This is a genomic window from Halopseudomonas salegens (genome assembly GCF_900105655.1).
Classification (GTDB): Bacteria; Pseudomonadota; Gammaproteobacteria; order Pseudomonadales; family Pseudomonadaceae; genus Halopseudomonas; species Halopseudomonas salegens.
The window spans coordinates 866140-881637 of the sequence record NZ_LT629787.1; the positions used below are offsets into that span (position 1 = coordinate 866140).

The following is a 15498-nucleotide window of genomic DNA, read 5'->3' on the forward strand; positions in this document are numbered from 1 at the left end:
GTGGTAAACTCGCGCAAGTTCCCACAGCATGGCAGGTTTATGTCCGATTCCAAGCAAGAAACCTTTCTGCAATCCAGTGTGCGTATCTACTGGCGACTGCTGTCCTATGTGAAGCCTTACTGGCTAGCCTTTGCCATCAGTATTTTTGGTTTCATGATTTTTGCTTCCAGCCAGCCGGCGATGGCCGGAATGTTGAAGTATTTTGTGGATGGCCTGACGGAAGGCAATGATGCGAAATTCTTTGGGGTTGCGCTGATCTGGGGTTTCCCGTTGTTCATTATCGCGGTGGCGTTTTACCAGGGTGTCGGCTCTTTTCTGGGTAACTACTATCTGGCCAAGGTTTCCATGGGTGTGGTGCATGACCTGCGGACGGCTCTGTTCGATAATCTGCTGAAACTGCCCAACAGCTATCTGGACAACAACAATTCCGGGCACCTGGTTTCGCGTATCACCTACAACACCACCATGGTCACCGGAGCGGCAACCGATGCAATCAAAACGGTTTTCCGTGAGGGCATGACGGTGATTTTCCTGTTCATTTACCTGTTGTGGATGAACTGGCAACTGACCCTGATTCTGATTGCCATCCTGCCGGTGATCGGGGTGATGGTGAACAGCGCCAGCAAGAAATTCCGCAAGCAAAGCAAGAAAATCCAGATTGCCATGGGCGATGTCACCCACGTGACCTCCGAGACCATTACGGGTTACCGGGTTGTGCGCAGCTTTGGTGGCGAGGCCTATGAGTCGGAACGTTTCCGCCAGGCGAGTGAGAACAATCGTCTGCGTGGCCTGAAAATGACCCGAACCAGCGCGGTGTTTACCCCGGCATTGCAGTTGGTGACTTTCAGCGCCATGGCGGTGGTGATGTTTCTGGTATTGCTGATGCGCGGTGATGCCACCGTGGGTGATCTGGTTGCCTATATTACAGCCGCCGGTTTGCTGCCCAAGCCGGTGCGCCAGTTATCTGAAGTCAGTGCCAATATCCAGAAGGGTATCGCGGCGGCAGAAAACATTTTTGAGCAACTGGATCAGGAGCCGGAAGTTGATGCCGGCACCTATGCCTGTGAGCGGGTAGCGGGGCGGCTGGATTTCGAGCATTTGCGCTATGCCTATCCGGGGACTGACAAGATGGTGCTGGACGATATCAGCTTCGGCATCGAGCCTGGGCAAATGGTCGCCCTGGTCGGACGCTCCGGCAGCGGCAAATCAACCCTGGCCAGTCTGATTCCGCGCTTTTACACCCATAGTGAAGGGCATATCCGGATTGATGGCGTGGATATCCGTGACTACACCTTGTTCAATCTGCGCCAGCATATCGCCCTGGTGACCCAGCACGTCACCCTGTTCAATGACACTATTGCCAACAACATTGCCTACGGTGATCTGGCAGGCGCGCCGCGTGAAGCCATTGAGGCGGCGATCGAGGCATCCTATTCGAAGGAATTTATCGATCGTTTGCCGGAGGGCCTGGATACCCTGGTCGGTGAAAATGGCGTGCTACTCTCGGGTGGTCAGCGTCAGCGCCTGGCGATCGCCCGTGCCCTGCTCAAGGATGCGCCTGTGCTGATTCTGGACGAGGCGACCTCGGCCCTGGATACCGAATCCGAACGGCATATCCAGGCCGCTCTGGAACGGGTCATGCGAGGGCGCACGACGCTGGTGATCGCTCATCGGCTGTCTACCATCGAACAGGCAGATGTCATCCTGGTCATGGACCATGGCTGTATTGTCGAGCGCGGCAGCCATGCCGAGCTGCTGGCCAAAAATGGATACTATGCACGGCTGCACAGCATGCAGTTTGAAGAAGAGCACAAGCCAGCCTGAGGCTGGCGTGAACCAACAGGTATTGCAGCCATGAAACTGAATATGCCCCGCTTCGATTCCGCACCTGTACTGGTGGTGGGTGATGTCATGCTTGATCGATACTGGCATGGCCCGACTCAGCGGATTTCCCCTGAAGCGCCGGTACCGGTGGTCAAGGTCGAGCAGATCGAAGACCGCCCCGGTGGCGCGGGAAACGTGGCGCTGAATATTGCTGCCCTGGGTGCGCCGGCCTGGCTTGTTGGCGTCACCGGGACTGATGAGGCGGCCGATACGCTGCGTACGCGACTTGAAGCCGCGGGTGTGTACTGTGATTTCCAGGCTCAGGCGGCGCAGCCGACCATCACCAAGCTGCGTGTGATGAGCCGCCACCAGCAATTGTTGCGGCTGGATTTCGAAGAGCCTTTCGTCACTGATGGCGAGGCCATGCTGCAGACCGTGGCAGGGCTGCTGAGCCAGGTCAAGGTGATGATCCTGTCCGATTACGGCAAGGGCGCACTGGTCAATCATCAGGCCTTGATTGCTCTGGCCCGCGAGCGCGGCATTCCGGTATTGGCTGACCCCAAGGGCAGCAACTTCGGTATCTATCGCGGGGCGACCTTGATCACGCCAAATCTGACCGAGTTTGAAGCGGTGGTTGGCCATTGTGCCAGTGAGCAGGAACTGGTCGACAAGGGGCTGGCACTGATAGACGACCTGCAGCTGGAGGCGCTACTGGTGACCCGGAGCGAGCATGGCATGACCTTGCTGCGCAAGGGCGAGTCAGCGCTGCATTTGCCGGCTCGTGCGCGTGAAGTGTTCGATGTGACTGGTGCCGGCGATACGGTGATCTCTACCTTGGCAGCAGCCCTGGCAGCGGGCGAAGACTACCCTCTGGCGGTTGGCCTGGCCAACCTGGCGGCGGGTATTGTGGTTGGCAAGCTGGGCACCGCCACCGTCAGTGCGCCGGAACTGCGCCGTGGCGTGCAGCGTGAGCAGGGCAGTGAGCGTGGTGCCTTGAGTGTTGAGCAGTTGTTGCTGGCCATTGAGGATGCCCGGGCCCATGGTGAGCGCATTGTATTCACCAATGGCTGTTTTGACATTATCCACGCCGGCCATGTGGGTTACCTGGAAGAGGCGCGCAGCCTGGGTGACCGCCTGATCGTGGCCATCAATGATGATGACTCGGTGACTCGACTGAAAGGACCGGGCCGGCCGATCAACAGCGTGGAGCGACGGATGACCGTGCTCGCCGGTCTGGGTGCGGTCGACTGGGTGGTCAATTTTGCCGAGGACACCCCGGAAGCCTTGCTCGATCAGGTCAAGCCGGATGTATTGGTCAAGGGGGGGGATTACAGTGTTGAGCAAGTGGTCGGAGCCCCTATCGTGCAGGCCTATGGCGGTGAGGTGAAAGTGCTCAACTTTGTGGAGAGCTGTTCGACGACGGCGATTGTTGAACGGATACGCGAGCGGGATGGTCAGTAGGCGGCCGTTACAGGTTGTGCAATCCATCCGGCCAGTCGGTTTTTCGCTCCCGAACCACCCAGCCTTCCTGTTCGGCCATGGCCTCACCAAGAGTGAAAACATGGCCGGATTGTTCAATCAGCTCACCACGACTCAACTGGAATAACTGCCCGGTCGGTGCCTGCGCGGCAAATTCTGCCAGATACAGGTCTGCATTCTGGTAGTCCAGCTGGGTGATCAATTGACCGCTGGCAGTGTCCAGGCGTTCATCCGCGTGCAGTCCGCTAATGTGCTCGAGATTGTCCGGTAATTGCAGACTCAGGTAGTAAATCAGCTGCAATGAGTTGGTTGGCAGGTGGACATAGGCACGAGGACGTTCCAGCAAATTCAGTTCGCGGCACATTACCGCGCGTGAAGCGCCACGTTGCGGGGCCAGGCAGTAGTGCCGGCGTGGGTCAAGCGGCAAGGTGTCGGCGTAGGGTGTGGGCAGCCAGGTATCCTGGTATCGGCCCTGTAGCCAACCGGATTCGGTTTCCAGCAACAGCTCTTCAGCAATTTCATTCATAGCGGTCAGCAGCGGCACACGCAGCTCATGGGCGGGCACATAGCCGGAAATCAGCTTTAGCTGAGCGCTGTCCGGTTCCTTGATCAGGAGCTGGAAGCGCCGCCCGCGCCAGGTCAATTCAAGGGCAACGGACACCCCCAGATTGGCGAGGGTGACTTCAAAATGCTCCGGATCAGCAAGATCAATGGGTTGGCGACGATCCTGCATGGCGGCAAAGCTCAAGGGTAAGCCGACCGGGGTGTAGTGCAGCACTTCGCTGCTGGCTTTGACCTGGATGGCCTGGGTCTTGAAGGCTATGGGGTTGTGCTGCGCGATGATGCGTGACATCTGCTGCTCCCTGACGGTTACCGGCCCAGAACCTCTACCGCTACCTTGATGTTGTGCCTGAGATGCTCGGGGTTGATGGTCCCGACGATAGCACTGCTGACTGCCGGGTGATCGAAGACAAATGCAAGCCCTTGTTTCACCGGATCAGCCCCCTGTAAACAAAGGTGCCCGCTGGCCAGGGCTTTCTTGATCAATATGCCTTTGTTGTGTGACAGGGCATGGTCAAGCACTGCGACTTCGGCCTGTTCCTGCAGATTGTAGGTGACCATGGCGCAGTCGCCCTGCTGCAAGGCGCGAATACCACCCTCAATGGTTTTTCCCGAGAAGCCGAATGCCCGGATCAGGCCTTCCTGTTTGAGCTGGGCCAGGGTCGGGTACACATCCTGATCGAGCACGGCCAGATCATTGCCATCAGAGTGCACCAGTACCAGATCAAGATAATCGGTTTCCAGTCGGCGTAGTGAGCGTTCCACCGAATGACGGGTATGGCTGGCGGAAAAATCAAACCAGGACTCACCGTCGGCGAACTCCTCCCCGACCTTGCTGCAGATCACCCATTGCTGACGTTGCCCACGCAACAAGGGACCCAGGCGCGTTTCGCTGGTGCCATAGGCTGGTGCGGTGTCCAGCAAATTGATACCCAATTCCTGCCCCAGTGCCAGCAGATCGGCGGCCTCGCGATCACTGGGAAGTTCAAAACCGCTGGGGTATTTTACCCCTTGATTGCGCCCGAGCTTGACCGTGCCCAGCCCCAGTGGTGAAACCTGCAGACCGGTGTTGCCCAGCGGGCGCCAATGGGAGGGGGAGAAAGCCATCAGAAACAGGTATCCCAGATCGGAGTGGCAGCGGTGGGTTGTGGTAGTGCATGAACTGGCTGGGCAGTCCTGGGTGTGACTCCCGCCTGTTGCAACTGCTCAAGGACCAGATCGCTCAGGTGTGGTGACAGCGCCAGTTTGGTCGGCCAGCACACCAGTGCATTGTGCACGCCTTGCACATAAGCACTGTCCGGACGCACCAGGCCACTTTGGGCGGGTTCGGCACGGTTGACCTTGAGCGTGGCCCATTGGCTGTCGTCAAGATCAACCCAGGGCAAGAGCTCGCCGAGTTCTTTGCGGGCGCGGGCAATCAACTCCGCTGCGGGCAAATCGACGCCCTGTTCGGCCAGCTCACCCCCCAGATACCAGCACCATTGACCATCGGCCGTAGGGTGGGTGGTCACGGTCAGTCGTGGTTTCGGGCTGCTACCCAGGCAGTGCGCATACAGGCCCGGGAGCTGCGGTCCCTTGACCAGCACCATTTGCAGAGGCCGGCGTTGCATGGCCGGTTGTTCGACGCCCCAGTCAGCCTGTAGCGCCTGGTTGCCTTCACCGCTGGTCAGTACATAGCGCTGGGCCTTGATGGTCAGGTCGCCGCTGCGGACGCAGGCAATCTGGTTGTTGTCGTCTCGTTCAATGCTGATCGGTTCAGCGGCGACAAGGCTGTGACCCGCCAGTTCAGTCAGGCGCTCGATCACGCTGGGCACATCCAGCACCAGTTCGGCCAGGCGATAGACTTTGCCTTTGAAGCGGGGTGACTGGAACACCGCTGGCAGTGCTTCCCCCTTGACCGCATCCACCCGGCCGCGCAGAGCCTTGCTGGCAAAGAAACCGGCCATATTGCTGACCAGTCCACCAGGTGACCACAGGTAATGAAAGGGTGACAGCAGGCGTACCGGGGTAAGGTCGAGCTCGCCGTTGCCTTCCAGACAGTCGCGCCAGCGGCCAGGCATTGCGGCAATGGCTTCAGCCGCGGTGGTCAGTTTGCCATGCAGGGCATATTTGGTGCCGCCGTGAATAATGCCCTGGGATTTGATGCTCTGGCCGCCGCCGAGGGTCGCCGTTTCCAGCAGCAGGGTGCTGAAACCCTGCTGGCGCAAGCGGGCATTCAACCAGAGGCCGGCGATGCCGCCGCCCAGAATACAGATGTCGGTTTCCAGGGTTGTGCTCATGGGCCTCGGCAGCGATTGAAAAGTGGATGCCCAGTATAGACTTTCCAAACGCCAGGGGTCACTTCTGATAGTCTAGGAAACCTGTTCCGGGAGCCTGCTCATGCCGCGTTTGATCTATAGCCTGATTTTTATTTCCCTGCTGCCTTTTATCCTCTTGCGCCTGCTCTATCGTGCGCTGCGCGCGCCAGCCTATGCACGGCGTTGGCCGGAGCGTTTCGCCCTCGGTGGTGACGTGCGCGCGGGAGGTATCTGGGTACACGCGGTGTCAGTTGGCGAAGCCATCGCCGCGGCCCCCATGGTTCGTGAGCTGATGGTGCGCTATCCGCAGCTGCCCGTGACCATCAGCTGTATGACGCCAACCGGCTCGGAGCAGATTCGTAAGCTCTTTGCCGGTCAGGTCGGGCATGCCTATCTGCCCTATGACTTGCCCTGGTTGCAGCGTCGCTTTATTCGTCGCTTGCGGCCACGCCTGGCGATTGTCATGGAAACCGAGTTATGGCCTAACCTGGTTGCCGAGGCGGCGCATGCGCAGGTGCCGATCGTGCTGGCCAATGCGCGGCTGTCCGAACGTTCTGCGCGGGGTTATGCGCGCGTCGGCTGGCTGGTGCGGCCGATGTTCGCTGCGCTGGACTGGGTAGCAGCGCAAACCCAGGCCGAGGCCGTGCGCTTTGTCGATCTGGGTGTGAAGAAAGAGGCCATGAGTGTAACCGGCAGCATCAAGTTTGACCTGCAGCCCGCCCCGGCATTGCTGCAGCAGGCCGCCGAGTTGCGTGCTCAATGGGGCGCGCGCCCGGTGTGGATTGCCGCCAGCACCCATGCCGGAGAAGACGAGCAGATGCTCGCCGCACACCAGCAGGTGCTGAACAAGGTGCCCGATGCACTCTTGCTGCTGGTGCCTCGCCATCCGGAACGCTTTGCCGGTGTCGCGCGGATGATCCGTGAGGCGGGTTTTACCCTGGCCCAGCGTAGCCTGGAACAGCAGCCCGGACCGGCGGAGCAGGTTATGTTGATCGACAGCATGGGGGAGCTGATGCAGTTCTATGCCTGTGCCGATATGGCCTTTGTCGGTGGTTCCCTGGTGCCCAGCGGCGGGCATAACTATCTGGAACCGGCGGCTCTGGGATTGCCGGTCTTGTCAGGGCCGCACCGCTTCAACTTTGCCGAAATCAGTCAGTTGCTGGAAGGTGCCGGTGCCTTGCAATCAGTGACCGATGTCGACAGCCTGGCACAGCAAGTACTGACCTGGATTGAGCAGCCGCAACAGGCCCAGCAAGCGGGTGCTGCCGGGCAGGCGGTGGTCAAGGCCAACCAGGGCGCGCTGGATCGGTTGCTGACGGGTTTGGCCCGCTGGCTGGACTGACAGTACAATCACGCCCGACTTGGGCGCTCGGGTACATGGGTCGCCACACACAAACTGAATCCCGTTACTGCGAGGCACGCAGCGACGTGGCAATCCATAGCCGAAGTGGAGTGACTTATGGACAACACCAGCCAGATCCTGATGCGCAGTGCCGAGCAGTTCGATGGCCGGCGCGTGCTGCTGGTCAATCCCTGTGCCGATCGCCTGCTGGCTGAAATGCCCGCTGATTGGCATGTCTGGTGTTGGGACTATGCCCCCTACAAGGCGCTGCAGAACCTGGTGCCGGCCGAGCGTTTGAGCTTTTCCCATCTGTGCCCCCAATGGTCAGCCCTGGATGCTGCGATCCTGGTCATGCCCAAGGCCATCGAGCGTGCCGAGTATGCCCTGGCGCAGATAGCCCCTCTGCTGGATGCGGGTACGCCGCTGTATCTGGTCGGGGAAAAGAATGGCGGAGTCAAGCGTGCGGAAAAACTCTTGCAGCCCTATGCCAGTGCCGTGCGCAAGCTGGACTCGGCGCGCCATTGTCAGTTGTGGCAGGCGGATATGGACGGGCTGGCTGCACCCTTTGCACTGCTTGACTGGGAGCAGCGCTTGACCATTGATCTGGCCGATCAGACGCTGGAATTGATCAGCCTGCCCGGCGTGTTCAGCCATGGCCGGCTGGATGAGGGCAGTGCGCTGCTGCTGGAAGAACCGGCCATGCTGCCGAGCGGCAAGGTGCTCGACTTTGGGTGCGGCAGTGGGGTGCTGAGTATTGCCCTGGCGCGGCGCAATCCGGCCTGTCAGTTCGAGCTGGTGGATGTTGATGCATTGGCAATATATTGCGCCGAGCAGAGCCTGCAGTTGAATCAGGTGTCCGCATCGGTCTCACCCTCGGATGGACTCAGCGACGTGCATGGCCGCTATGCGGCGGTGATCAGCAATCCGCCGTTCCATACCGGGATTCGTCAGGACACCGGGATTGCCGAACGCTTTTTCAACCAGGTCACCCGTAACCTGCTGCCCGGTGGTGAACTGCGCCTGGTGGCCAATGGATTTCTGCGTTATCCGCCACAGATCGAGGCCCATGTGGGCCCTTGCAAAGTGTTGCGTGAGACCAGCCGCTTCAAGGTGTACTCGGCGCTGGCGCCGGGCTGAGGACTTGCCGATGTCGGGCGGGATTGTTAACATCGCCGCCGTCGTGGGGGAGTAGTCTCTCTCTTGAGGCAGGTATCAACATGATTGGCCAACCGGCCATGGTGCCTGCGACCCGTCTGATCGGGTTTGACGAGACCTGTGACACGCAGCTGCCAACCGAGGGTGGGGGTGCTTGCGTGTCATTGGTAACGTAAACCCACCCTCCTGTGGAAATGTCATGGAAGCCCTGCTGGTTTCAACCGGTATCGTTGCGCTTGCCGAAATTGGCGATAAAACTCAATTGTTGGCACTTTTGCTGGCGGCACGCTTTCGCCGTCCGTGGCCTATCGTCTGGGGTATTCTGGCGGCGACCATTGCCAATCATGCACTGGCCGCAGCGGTCGGTCAGTGGTTGAGCAACCTGGTTCCGCCGGCGGGCCTGCACCTTGTGCTGGCGCTGTGTTTTATTGCGGTCGCCATCTGGACGCTGGTGCCGGACAAGCTGGATACAGAGGATGCCCCGCCGATCAGTCGCTATGGCGCCTTTATGGCCACCCTGGTGGCTTTTTTTCTGGCTGAAATGGGTGACAAGACCCAAGTGGCGACGGTCGTGCTGGCGGCGCAGTTCGACGCCTTTGTCATGGTCTTGATCGGCACGACAATTGGCATGTTGCTGGCCAATGTGCCCGTGGTCTTTATGGGCAATGCCGCCGCCGGCCGCTTGCCGCTGGGCCTGATCAGGGCGGTGGCGGCAAGTGCCTTTCTGTTGATGGGGTTGTATGCCGGCTGGCTGGCCTTCAGTTCCTAAAGGGATGAGCGGACAACAATGGCCGCGCAATCCACCCCCGGTGGCAGGGTGCCGAAGGCTCGGCCATGGCCTTGCAATCGGCTCTGGATAAAGGCATCGGATACGGTGCCGTTACCCGCTTCCAGCAAAAGCCTGGCTTGCAGCGCCACGGCGACATCTTCGGTCAACTGGCGGGCGCGGTATTGAATGTCTTCGGTATTGGCAAAGTCGCGCTTGATCTGTTCGATATGCCGCTGCAGCGCCGCATTGCCGTGCCCGTCACCCAGTTCGCTGTACAGGCAATCCAGCACCCCGGGCTCCTTGGACAGCGCGCGCAGCACGTCCAGACACTGCACATTGCCTGAGCCCTCCCAGATCGAGTTGACCGGTGCTTCACGGTAGAGGCGTGGCAGGATGGTTTCTTCGACATAGCCGGCGCCGCCCATGCACTCCTGGGCTTCGTTGATCATGGCCGGCGCACGCTTGCAGATCCAGTATTTGCCGATGGCGGTGACCAGGCGGGCAAACTTTTCTTCATGCGCGTCATGGGCATTGTCCAGTGCATGCCCCATGCGCATGGTCAGGGCCAGGGCGGCTTCACTTTCCAGGGCCAGATCGGCCAGTACATTCTGCATCAGCGGTTGCTCGCTGAGCACCCGCCCGCCAACCTGACGGTGATTGCAATGATGGATGGCCTGGCTCAACGCCTGACGCATCAGTGAGCTGGAGCCGATCATGCAATCAAAACGGGTCAGGGCCACCATCTCGATAATGGTGGGTACACCGCGACCCTCTTCGCCGACCATCCAGGCCAGTGCGCCGCGGTATTCGACTTCGCTGGAGGCATTGGCCCAGTTACCCAGCTTGTTTTTCAGCCGCTGGATATAGAACTGGTTGCGGCTGCCATCCGGACGGTGGCGCGGCAGCAGAAAGCAGCTCAGGCCTTTGTCGGTATAGGCCAGGGTCAGAAAGGCGTCGCACATGGGGGCGGAGCAGAACCATTTGTGCCCGACCAGCTCATAGGCCTGGCCGGGCCCACCCAGCCCGACCGGGTGGGCCTTGGTCGTGTTGGCGCGCACGTCGGTACCGCCCTGTTTTTCCGTCATTGCCATGCCGATGGTGGCACCCTTTTTTTCACTGATCGGCAGGTTGCGCGGATCATAGACACCGGAGAGGATTTTCGGCAGCCAGTGTTCGGCCAGATCCGGTTGTAGTTTTAGTGCCGGTACGCAGGCAAAAGTCATGGTCAGCGGGCAGCTGGTGCCGGCTTCGGCCTGATTGTGCAGGTACATGGTCGCCGCGCGGGCTACCTGGGCACCGGGTTGTGCATTGTTCCAGGGTGCCGAGGTGATACCGGCAGCCACGCCGGCGCTCATCAGGTCATGGTAGGCCGGATGAAAGTCGACCACATCAATGCGATGCCCATAGCGGTCATGGCTGCGAAATACCGGCTTGTTCTCATTGGCCAGAAAGCCGGCCTGCATCAGCTCATCACCGGCTTTGGCGCCGTAGTCACTCAGCGCGGTGTCAGCCCAGCCAGCCTGGTAGCGCTTGACCCATTGCTGCAGCGGCAGGTCAGCGCGATACAGATTGGTGCCTTCAAACGGTGGCACCTGATTGGTGACCTCATGGGTTTCGGCGTAGGTGTTCAGGTTCATCTGATGGATTCCTTGGCGCCAAGGGCGCGCAGACTGAAACGGACCATGGTGCGGGTGACGCTTTCCAGGCTGTCACTGGGCAGGCCGCTGGCGCGCGCGGCGCGGGCCTGGGGTGACAAGGGGCCGACCAGGGCTTCGGCAACGGCACCAACCAGGCAGGCTGCGGTCAGCGGGATATGCTCGGCGGTGAAGCTGCCATCATCGCGCCCGGCGCGGATCAGGTCGGCGTAGAGTTCAGCATAGGCTTCACGGTAGCGCAGGCGCTGGTTGTCGACTTCCGGGTCAACCGGTTCGGCGATCAGCGCATAGGCCAGTTGCCGGCTGTGCCAGGCGCGGGCAGCAAACAGGGTCAAGCCACGCTGCAGGCGTTCGGAGGCCGTGCCCGTGCCGGTAAACTGGCTGCGTAATTTGTCGACTTCTATGCGGGTGGCGCGGACGAAGACCTCGGCGGCCAGCTCGCCCTTGCCACTGAAATGGCGGTAGAGGCTGCCGGTGGCAACCCCGGCAGCATTGGCCAGGCTACTCATGGTCAGGGCATTGAAGCCACCGGCGCGCACTTGATCAAGGGCGCAATCAAGAATGTGCTCGCGCAGTGCCTGATCTCGCTGCTGGCGTTCGGGTGTGGTGCGATAGGCCATGGTCTGAATCCTGATTCATTTTATGTAGTGAATCATGATTCAGGGTTTCGGACAAGTGAACGTTGGGCTCAGCCCTCGAGGCTACCCACAATTACCGCCTTGATAACAAAGCCGAGCACCCCCAGGCCAAGGGCAAAAAACAATACAAAAGTACCGTAGCGGCCGGCTTTTGACTCTTTGGCCAGATCCCACACGATATACCCCATGAACGCTACCAGGGCGAAAATCATCAGTGGCATCATCAGGGCTTCAAAGGCTTCGTAATCCACGGTATTTCTCCGATTGAACAAAGTAATACTTTATCAATTTGGTCGGCTATTTGCCTGCGACAGCTTGTCTCAGGGCTTGAGATGTGTGAGAGGCAACTCCGTACTGGCGATGACCTGACGAAGCACAAAGCTGGAACGAACACTGGATACGCCCTCGATCCGGGTCAGGCGGCCAAGCAGGAACTGTTGATAGTGGTGCATGTCCGGTACCACCACGCGCAGCTGGTAGTCCGCATCCATGCCGGTCACCAGGCAGCAGTCGAGTACCTCAGGGCAGCCGCGAATAACCTGTTCAAAGCCTTCAAAGCGTTCCGGGGTATGCCGGTCCATGCCGATCAGAACAAAGGCGGTCAGGCTCAGGCCGAGCCTGGCCGGGTCGAGCAAGGCAACTTGCTGGCGTATGTAGCCGGCATCTTCCAGTGCCTTGACCCGACGGGAGCAGGGCGATGGTGACAGCCCGATGCGTTCCGCCAGCTCCTGATTGCTGATACGAGCATCCTGTTGCATTGCGGCGAGAATTTTAAGGTCAAAACGGTCAAGATTGTGCGCTGTGGCAGCAAGGGTTTTATCCTGTTGCATAAAAACCTCATAAGAAGATAATTTATTGCGCAAATAGTCGTATTTTATGCAATAAAAGGCAAGAAATTTCACGCAAGGAGGCGTAATCTAACCCTATCGAATCAACGCCATGATCGGTTGTCCAGCCAGCACGCTTACCCGGCGCGCCGGGGCAGAACACCTTACCAGGTGCCATGCCAGCCGATCACCTCGCCCACAAGGCAGGGGAACAGGCACTTGCCAACACGGCCAGGGGTGGACAGCAAACGAAAAAGCCGACTCTCGCCAGTCGGCTTTTTTGTGCGCGCGACGCAGGGATCAAGCCAGATCGGGGCATGCAGTATACTTGCGCAGGGACATTGACACCGCAATTCTTGGGATCGTTGGAGGCAAAGTGGGGTTACCGGTCGAACAGGTGTTGGAAGAGTTGCAGCAACGACTCACCGAACACCCATCAGTGGTGTTGCAAGCACCACCGGGCGCGGGCAAGACCAGCCTGGTGCCGCTGGCACTGCTCCAGGCCGACTGGTTGCAAGGGCAGAAGATCATTCTGCTCGAACCGCGTCGATTGGCGGCGCGGGCGGCAGCTGAACGTTTGGCGGAATTACTCGGCGAACCGGTTGGTCAGCGGGTGGGTTACCGTATACGCCTCGAGTCACGGGTGAGTGCTGACACCCGCATCGAAGTGGTCACCGAGGGCATTTTGCAGCGTCTGTTGCAGGCCGACCCCGAGCTCCCCGGTATCGGGCTGGTGATTTTTGATGAATTTCATGAGCGCAGTCTGGACGCCGATCTGGGCCTGGCGCTGTGTTTGCAGAGCCAGCAGCTGCTGCGCGATGACCTGCGCTTGCTGGTGATGTCGGCCACCCTGGACGGCGCAGCCGTAAGTCAGTTGTTGAACCATGCTCCGGTGGTGGCCAGCGAGGGACGCCAGTATCCGGTGACGGTCAACTATCTGAGTCCTTATCAGCCGGGTACGGCGATTGAGCCGAGGGTGGTGCAGGCCGTGCAGCAGGCACTGGCCGAAACCCGAGGCAGTGTATTGGTTTTTCTGCCCGGTGTCGGTGAGATTCGCCGCGTAGAGTCACTGTTGGCTGATGCGCTGGAGAGACAGCCGGATATCTTGCTGGCTCCTCTCTATGGCGATCTGGATTTTGCTGCCCAACGTCGGGCGATTCAACCCGCTGTGACAGGGCAGCGAAAGGTCGTCCTGGCGACCAGTATTGCTGAAACCAGTCTGACTATCGAGGGGATTGACAGCGTGGTCGACGCTGGCCTGGCCCGTTCGGCGGTATTTGATCCGGTCAGTGGCATGACGCGGCTGCAAACCCAACGCGTGTCCCGGGCCGCGGCTGAGCAGCGGGCTGGGAGGGCAGGGCGTTTGGGGCCGGGCTATTGTTATCGGCTGTGGTCAGAGCAGCAGCAGTCGCAATTGGCTGCGCAAACACCGGCAGAGATGCTCCAGGCTGATCTGGCGCCGCTGGCCCTGTTACTGGCGCAGTGGGGGATTCAGGATCCGCTGGAGCTGGCCTGGCTGGATGCGCCACCTGCCGCGGCGCTGCAACAGGGGCGAGAGCTGCTGGAGCGGTTGGGGGCTCTGGAACGCCGGGGTGAAAGCTGGTTGATCACGGAGCATGGCCAAGCCATGGCCGCGCTCCCCATGCACCCTCGTCTGGCGCATATGCTGTTGCGAGGCAGGCTGTTGGGATACGGAGAACTGGCGGCGCAACTGGCGGCATTGATCAGTGAGCGCGATGTGTTGCGCGGGGTAATGGATGCGGATATCAGTCGTCGTCTGGCATTGTTCAGTGATGCGCGCAGCGAAGCCGGTATTGACCGTGGGGCCTGGCAGCGAGTCAAGCAACTGGCTGCTCAGTGGCATCGCATGCTCGCCAGTCATGCAGCATCAATCGCCCCGATTGAACTGACCGAGTCTGCGGCTGTCGGGGTGCTGTTGGCTTTGGCTTATCCCGACCGCATAGCGCAGCGGCGCGGGGACTCGGGTAGTGATTATCGGTTGGCCAATGGCCGGGCGGCCGCCTTTGGTGACGTCGATGCGCTGCAACAACAGCCGTGGCTGGTCATCAGCGCACTTGGTGGCCATCGCCAGCAGCGCAATGCACGCATATTCCAGGCAGCAGCGCTTGACCTGGACGCATTGCTGCACTGCCAGCCGGACTTGCTGCAGGTGCAAGATACCCTGGAATGGGATGCACGCAGCGAAACCCTGTTGGCTGAGCGTCAGCAGCGCCTGGGCGCTCTGGTGGTCAGCCGTGAGTCTTTGCCGGAACTGGATCCAGAGCAGCGCAACAGGGCCCTGTGTGCCGTCGTGCGCAAACAGGGGCTTAACCTCTTGCCATGGATACCAGTCCTGCGCCAGTGGCAGGCACGGGTTGCCTTGCTGCGCAGCCTGGAGTTGGAGGCGGGTGCTGATTCGCAATGGCCGGACCTGAGCGATGTGACTTTGCTGGACTCGCTGGAAGACTGGCTGGCCCCGTATCTGGATAATGTCAGTCGATTGAGTCATTTTGCCCGTCTTGACCTGGCCAGTATTTTGTATGCACTGTTGCCCTGGCCGTTACCGCAGCAGCTCGAACTGCAGGCTCCGACACACTGGCGTGTGCCCACGGGGTCGCGTATTCGCATTGATTATCTGGCAGACAATCCGGTATTGGCGGTACGCCTGCAGGAGTTGTTTGGAAGTCGTGAAACACCACGCATTGCCGGTGGCAGAGTGTCGCTGACGTTGCACCTGTTGTCTCCGGCGCAGCGGCCGCTGCAGATCACCCAGGATCTGGTCGGTTTCTGGCAGGGCAGTTATGCCGAGGTCAAAAAGGATATGAAAGGGCGCTATCCGAAGCATTACTGGCCGGACGATCCCCTGCAGGCGGAACCCACCCGGCGTGCCAGACCGCGCACATGAAAACACCCGCCAGTTGGCGGGTGTTTTTTGGGCTTCAATCGATCAG

General features: G+C 60.0%; 13 protein-coding genes and 1 riboswitch. Of the genes, 6 read left to right on the plus strand and 7 right to left on the minus strand.

The window, feature by feature from the left end:
- Positions 1-39 precede the first annotated feature (39 nt).
- Together msbA and hldE are read left to right on the plus strand one after the other, a co-directional pair.
- Positions 40-1824: a lipid A export permease/ATP-binding protein MsbA gene (gene msbA, locus BLU07_RS03935; protein WP_092384359.1), complete on the plus strand. Its 1785-nt coding sequence runs from the start codon at positions 40-42 to the stop codon at positions 1822-1824.
- Between the two features lie 30 nt (positions 1825-1854).
- Positions 1855-3285, plus strand: coding sequence for a bifunctional D-glycero-beta-D-manno-heptose-7-phosphate kinase/D-glycero-beta-D-manno-heptose 1-phosphate adenylyltransferase HldE (gene hldE / locus BLU07_RS03940; RefSeq protein ID WP_092384361.1), 1431 nt, complete (start codon positions 1855-1857; stop codon positions 3283-3285).
- 7 nt (positions 3286-3292) lie between these two features.
- Here the strand turns inward: hldE and BLU07_RS03945 are convergent, their stop codons facing one another.
- Genes BLU07_RS03945 through BLU07_RS03955 form a run of 3 tightly spaced genes read right to left on the minus strand, consistent with a single transcriptional unit; the run spans position 3293 to position 6143 of the window.
- A complete protein-coding gene (locus BLU07_RS03945) occupies positions 3293-4156 on the minus strand; it encodes a hypothetical protein (RefSeq protein WP_092384363.1) in 864 nt (287 codons plus the stop codon).
- A 17-nt stretch (positions 4157-4173) separates the two neighbouring features.
- The gene (locus BLU07_RS03950) at positions 4174-4971 is read right to left on the minus strand and encodes an aldo/keto reductase (RefSeq protein ID WP_092384365.1); all 798 of its coding nucleotides are present in this window, start codon (positions 4969-4971) and stop codon (positions 4174-4176) included.
- Positions 4971-6143, minus strand: a complete 1173-nt coding sequence (locus BLU07_RS03955; protein ID WP_092384367.1) for an FAD-dependent oxidoreductase — start codon at positions 6141-6143, stop codon at positions 4971-4973. Before BLU07_RS03955 ends, BLU07_RS03950 begins: the two co-directional genes overlap by 1 nt.
- A 100-nt stretch (positions 6144-6243) precedes the next feature.
- On the opposite strand from BLU07_RS03955, the gene waaA reads away from it, so the two are divergent.
- The 3 genes from waaA to BLU07_RS03970 all read left to right on the plus strand — a co-directional run bounded on the left by waaA (position 6244) and on the right by BLU07_RS03970 (position 9427).
- Positions 6244-7503: a lipid IV(A) 3-deoxy-D-manno-octulosonic acid transferase gene (gene waaA, locus BLU07_RS03960; protein WP_092384369.1), complete on the plus strand. Its 1260-nt coding sequence runs from the start codon at positions 6244-6246 to the stop codon at positions 7501-7503.
- Between the two features lie 117 nt (positions 7504-7620).
- A complete protein-coding gene (locus BLU07_RS03965) occupies positions 7621-8640 on the plus strand; it encodes a class I SAM-dependent methyltransferase (protein ID WP_092384371.1) in 1020 nt (339 codons plus the stop codon).
- A 34-nt stretch (positions 8641-8674) separates the two neighbouring features.
- Positions 8675-8841: riboswitch (yybP-ykoY riboswitch) on the plus strand.
- A gap of 16 nt (positions 8842-8857) precedes the next feature.
- Entirely contained in the window at positions 8858-9427 is a 570-nt protein-coding gene (locus tag BLU07_RS03970; RefSeq protein WP_092384372.1) for a TMEM165/GDT1 family protein, read from the plus strand.
- On the opposite strand, the gene BLU07_RS03975 is transcribed toward BLU07_RS03970, so the two are convergent.
- The 4 genes from BLU07_RS03975 to BLU07_RS03990 all read right to left on the minus strand — a co-directional run bounded on the left by BLU07_RS03975 (position 9424) and on the right by BLU07_RS03990 (position 12550).
- Positions 9424-11064 carry an acyl-CoA dehydrogenase family protein gene (locus BLU07_RS03975; protein ID WP_092384374.1) on the minus strand — a complete coding sequence of 547 codons (1641 nt, stop codon included), beginning with the start codon at positions 11062-11064 and terminating at the stop codon, positions 9424-9426. The genes BLU07_RS03970 and BLU07_RS03975 overlap by 4 nt on opposite strands.
- Positions 11061-11702 carry a TetR/AcrR family transcriptional regulator gene (locus tag BLU07_RS03980; protein ID WP_092384376.1) on the minus strand — a complete coding sequence of 214 codons (642 nt, stop codon included), beginning with the start codon at positions 11700-11702 and terminating at the stop codon, positions 11061-11063. The genes BLU07_RS03975 and BLU07_RS03980 overlap by 4 nt, the downstream gene beginning before the upstream one ends.
- Before the next feature lie 68 nt (positions 11703-11770).
- Positions 11771-11971, minus strand: coding sequence for a DUF2788 domain-containing protein (locus BLU07_RS03985; protein ID WP_092384378.1), 201 nt, complete (start codon positions 11969-11971; stop codon positions 11771-11773).
- 69 nt (positions 11972-12040) lie between these two features.
- Positions 12041-12550: an Lrp/AsnC family transcriptional regulator gene (locus tag BLU07_RS03990; RefSeq protein ID WP_092384380.1), complete on the minus strand. Its 510-nt coding sequence runs from the start codon at positions 12548-12550 to the stop codon at positions 12041-12043.
- A 373-nt stretch (positions 12551-12923) separates the two neighbouring features.
- Here BLU07_RS03990 and hrpB point away from each other — a divergent pair, with 373 nt between their 5' ends.
- The gene (gene hrpB / locus BLU07_RS03995) at positions 12924-15452 is read left to right on the plus strand and encodes an ATP-dependent helicase HrpB (protein ID WP_231701686.1); all 2529 of its coding nucleotides are present in this window, start codon (positions 12924-12926) and stop codon (positions 15450-15452) included.
- Positions 15453-15498 lie beyond the last annotated feature (46 nt).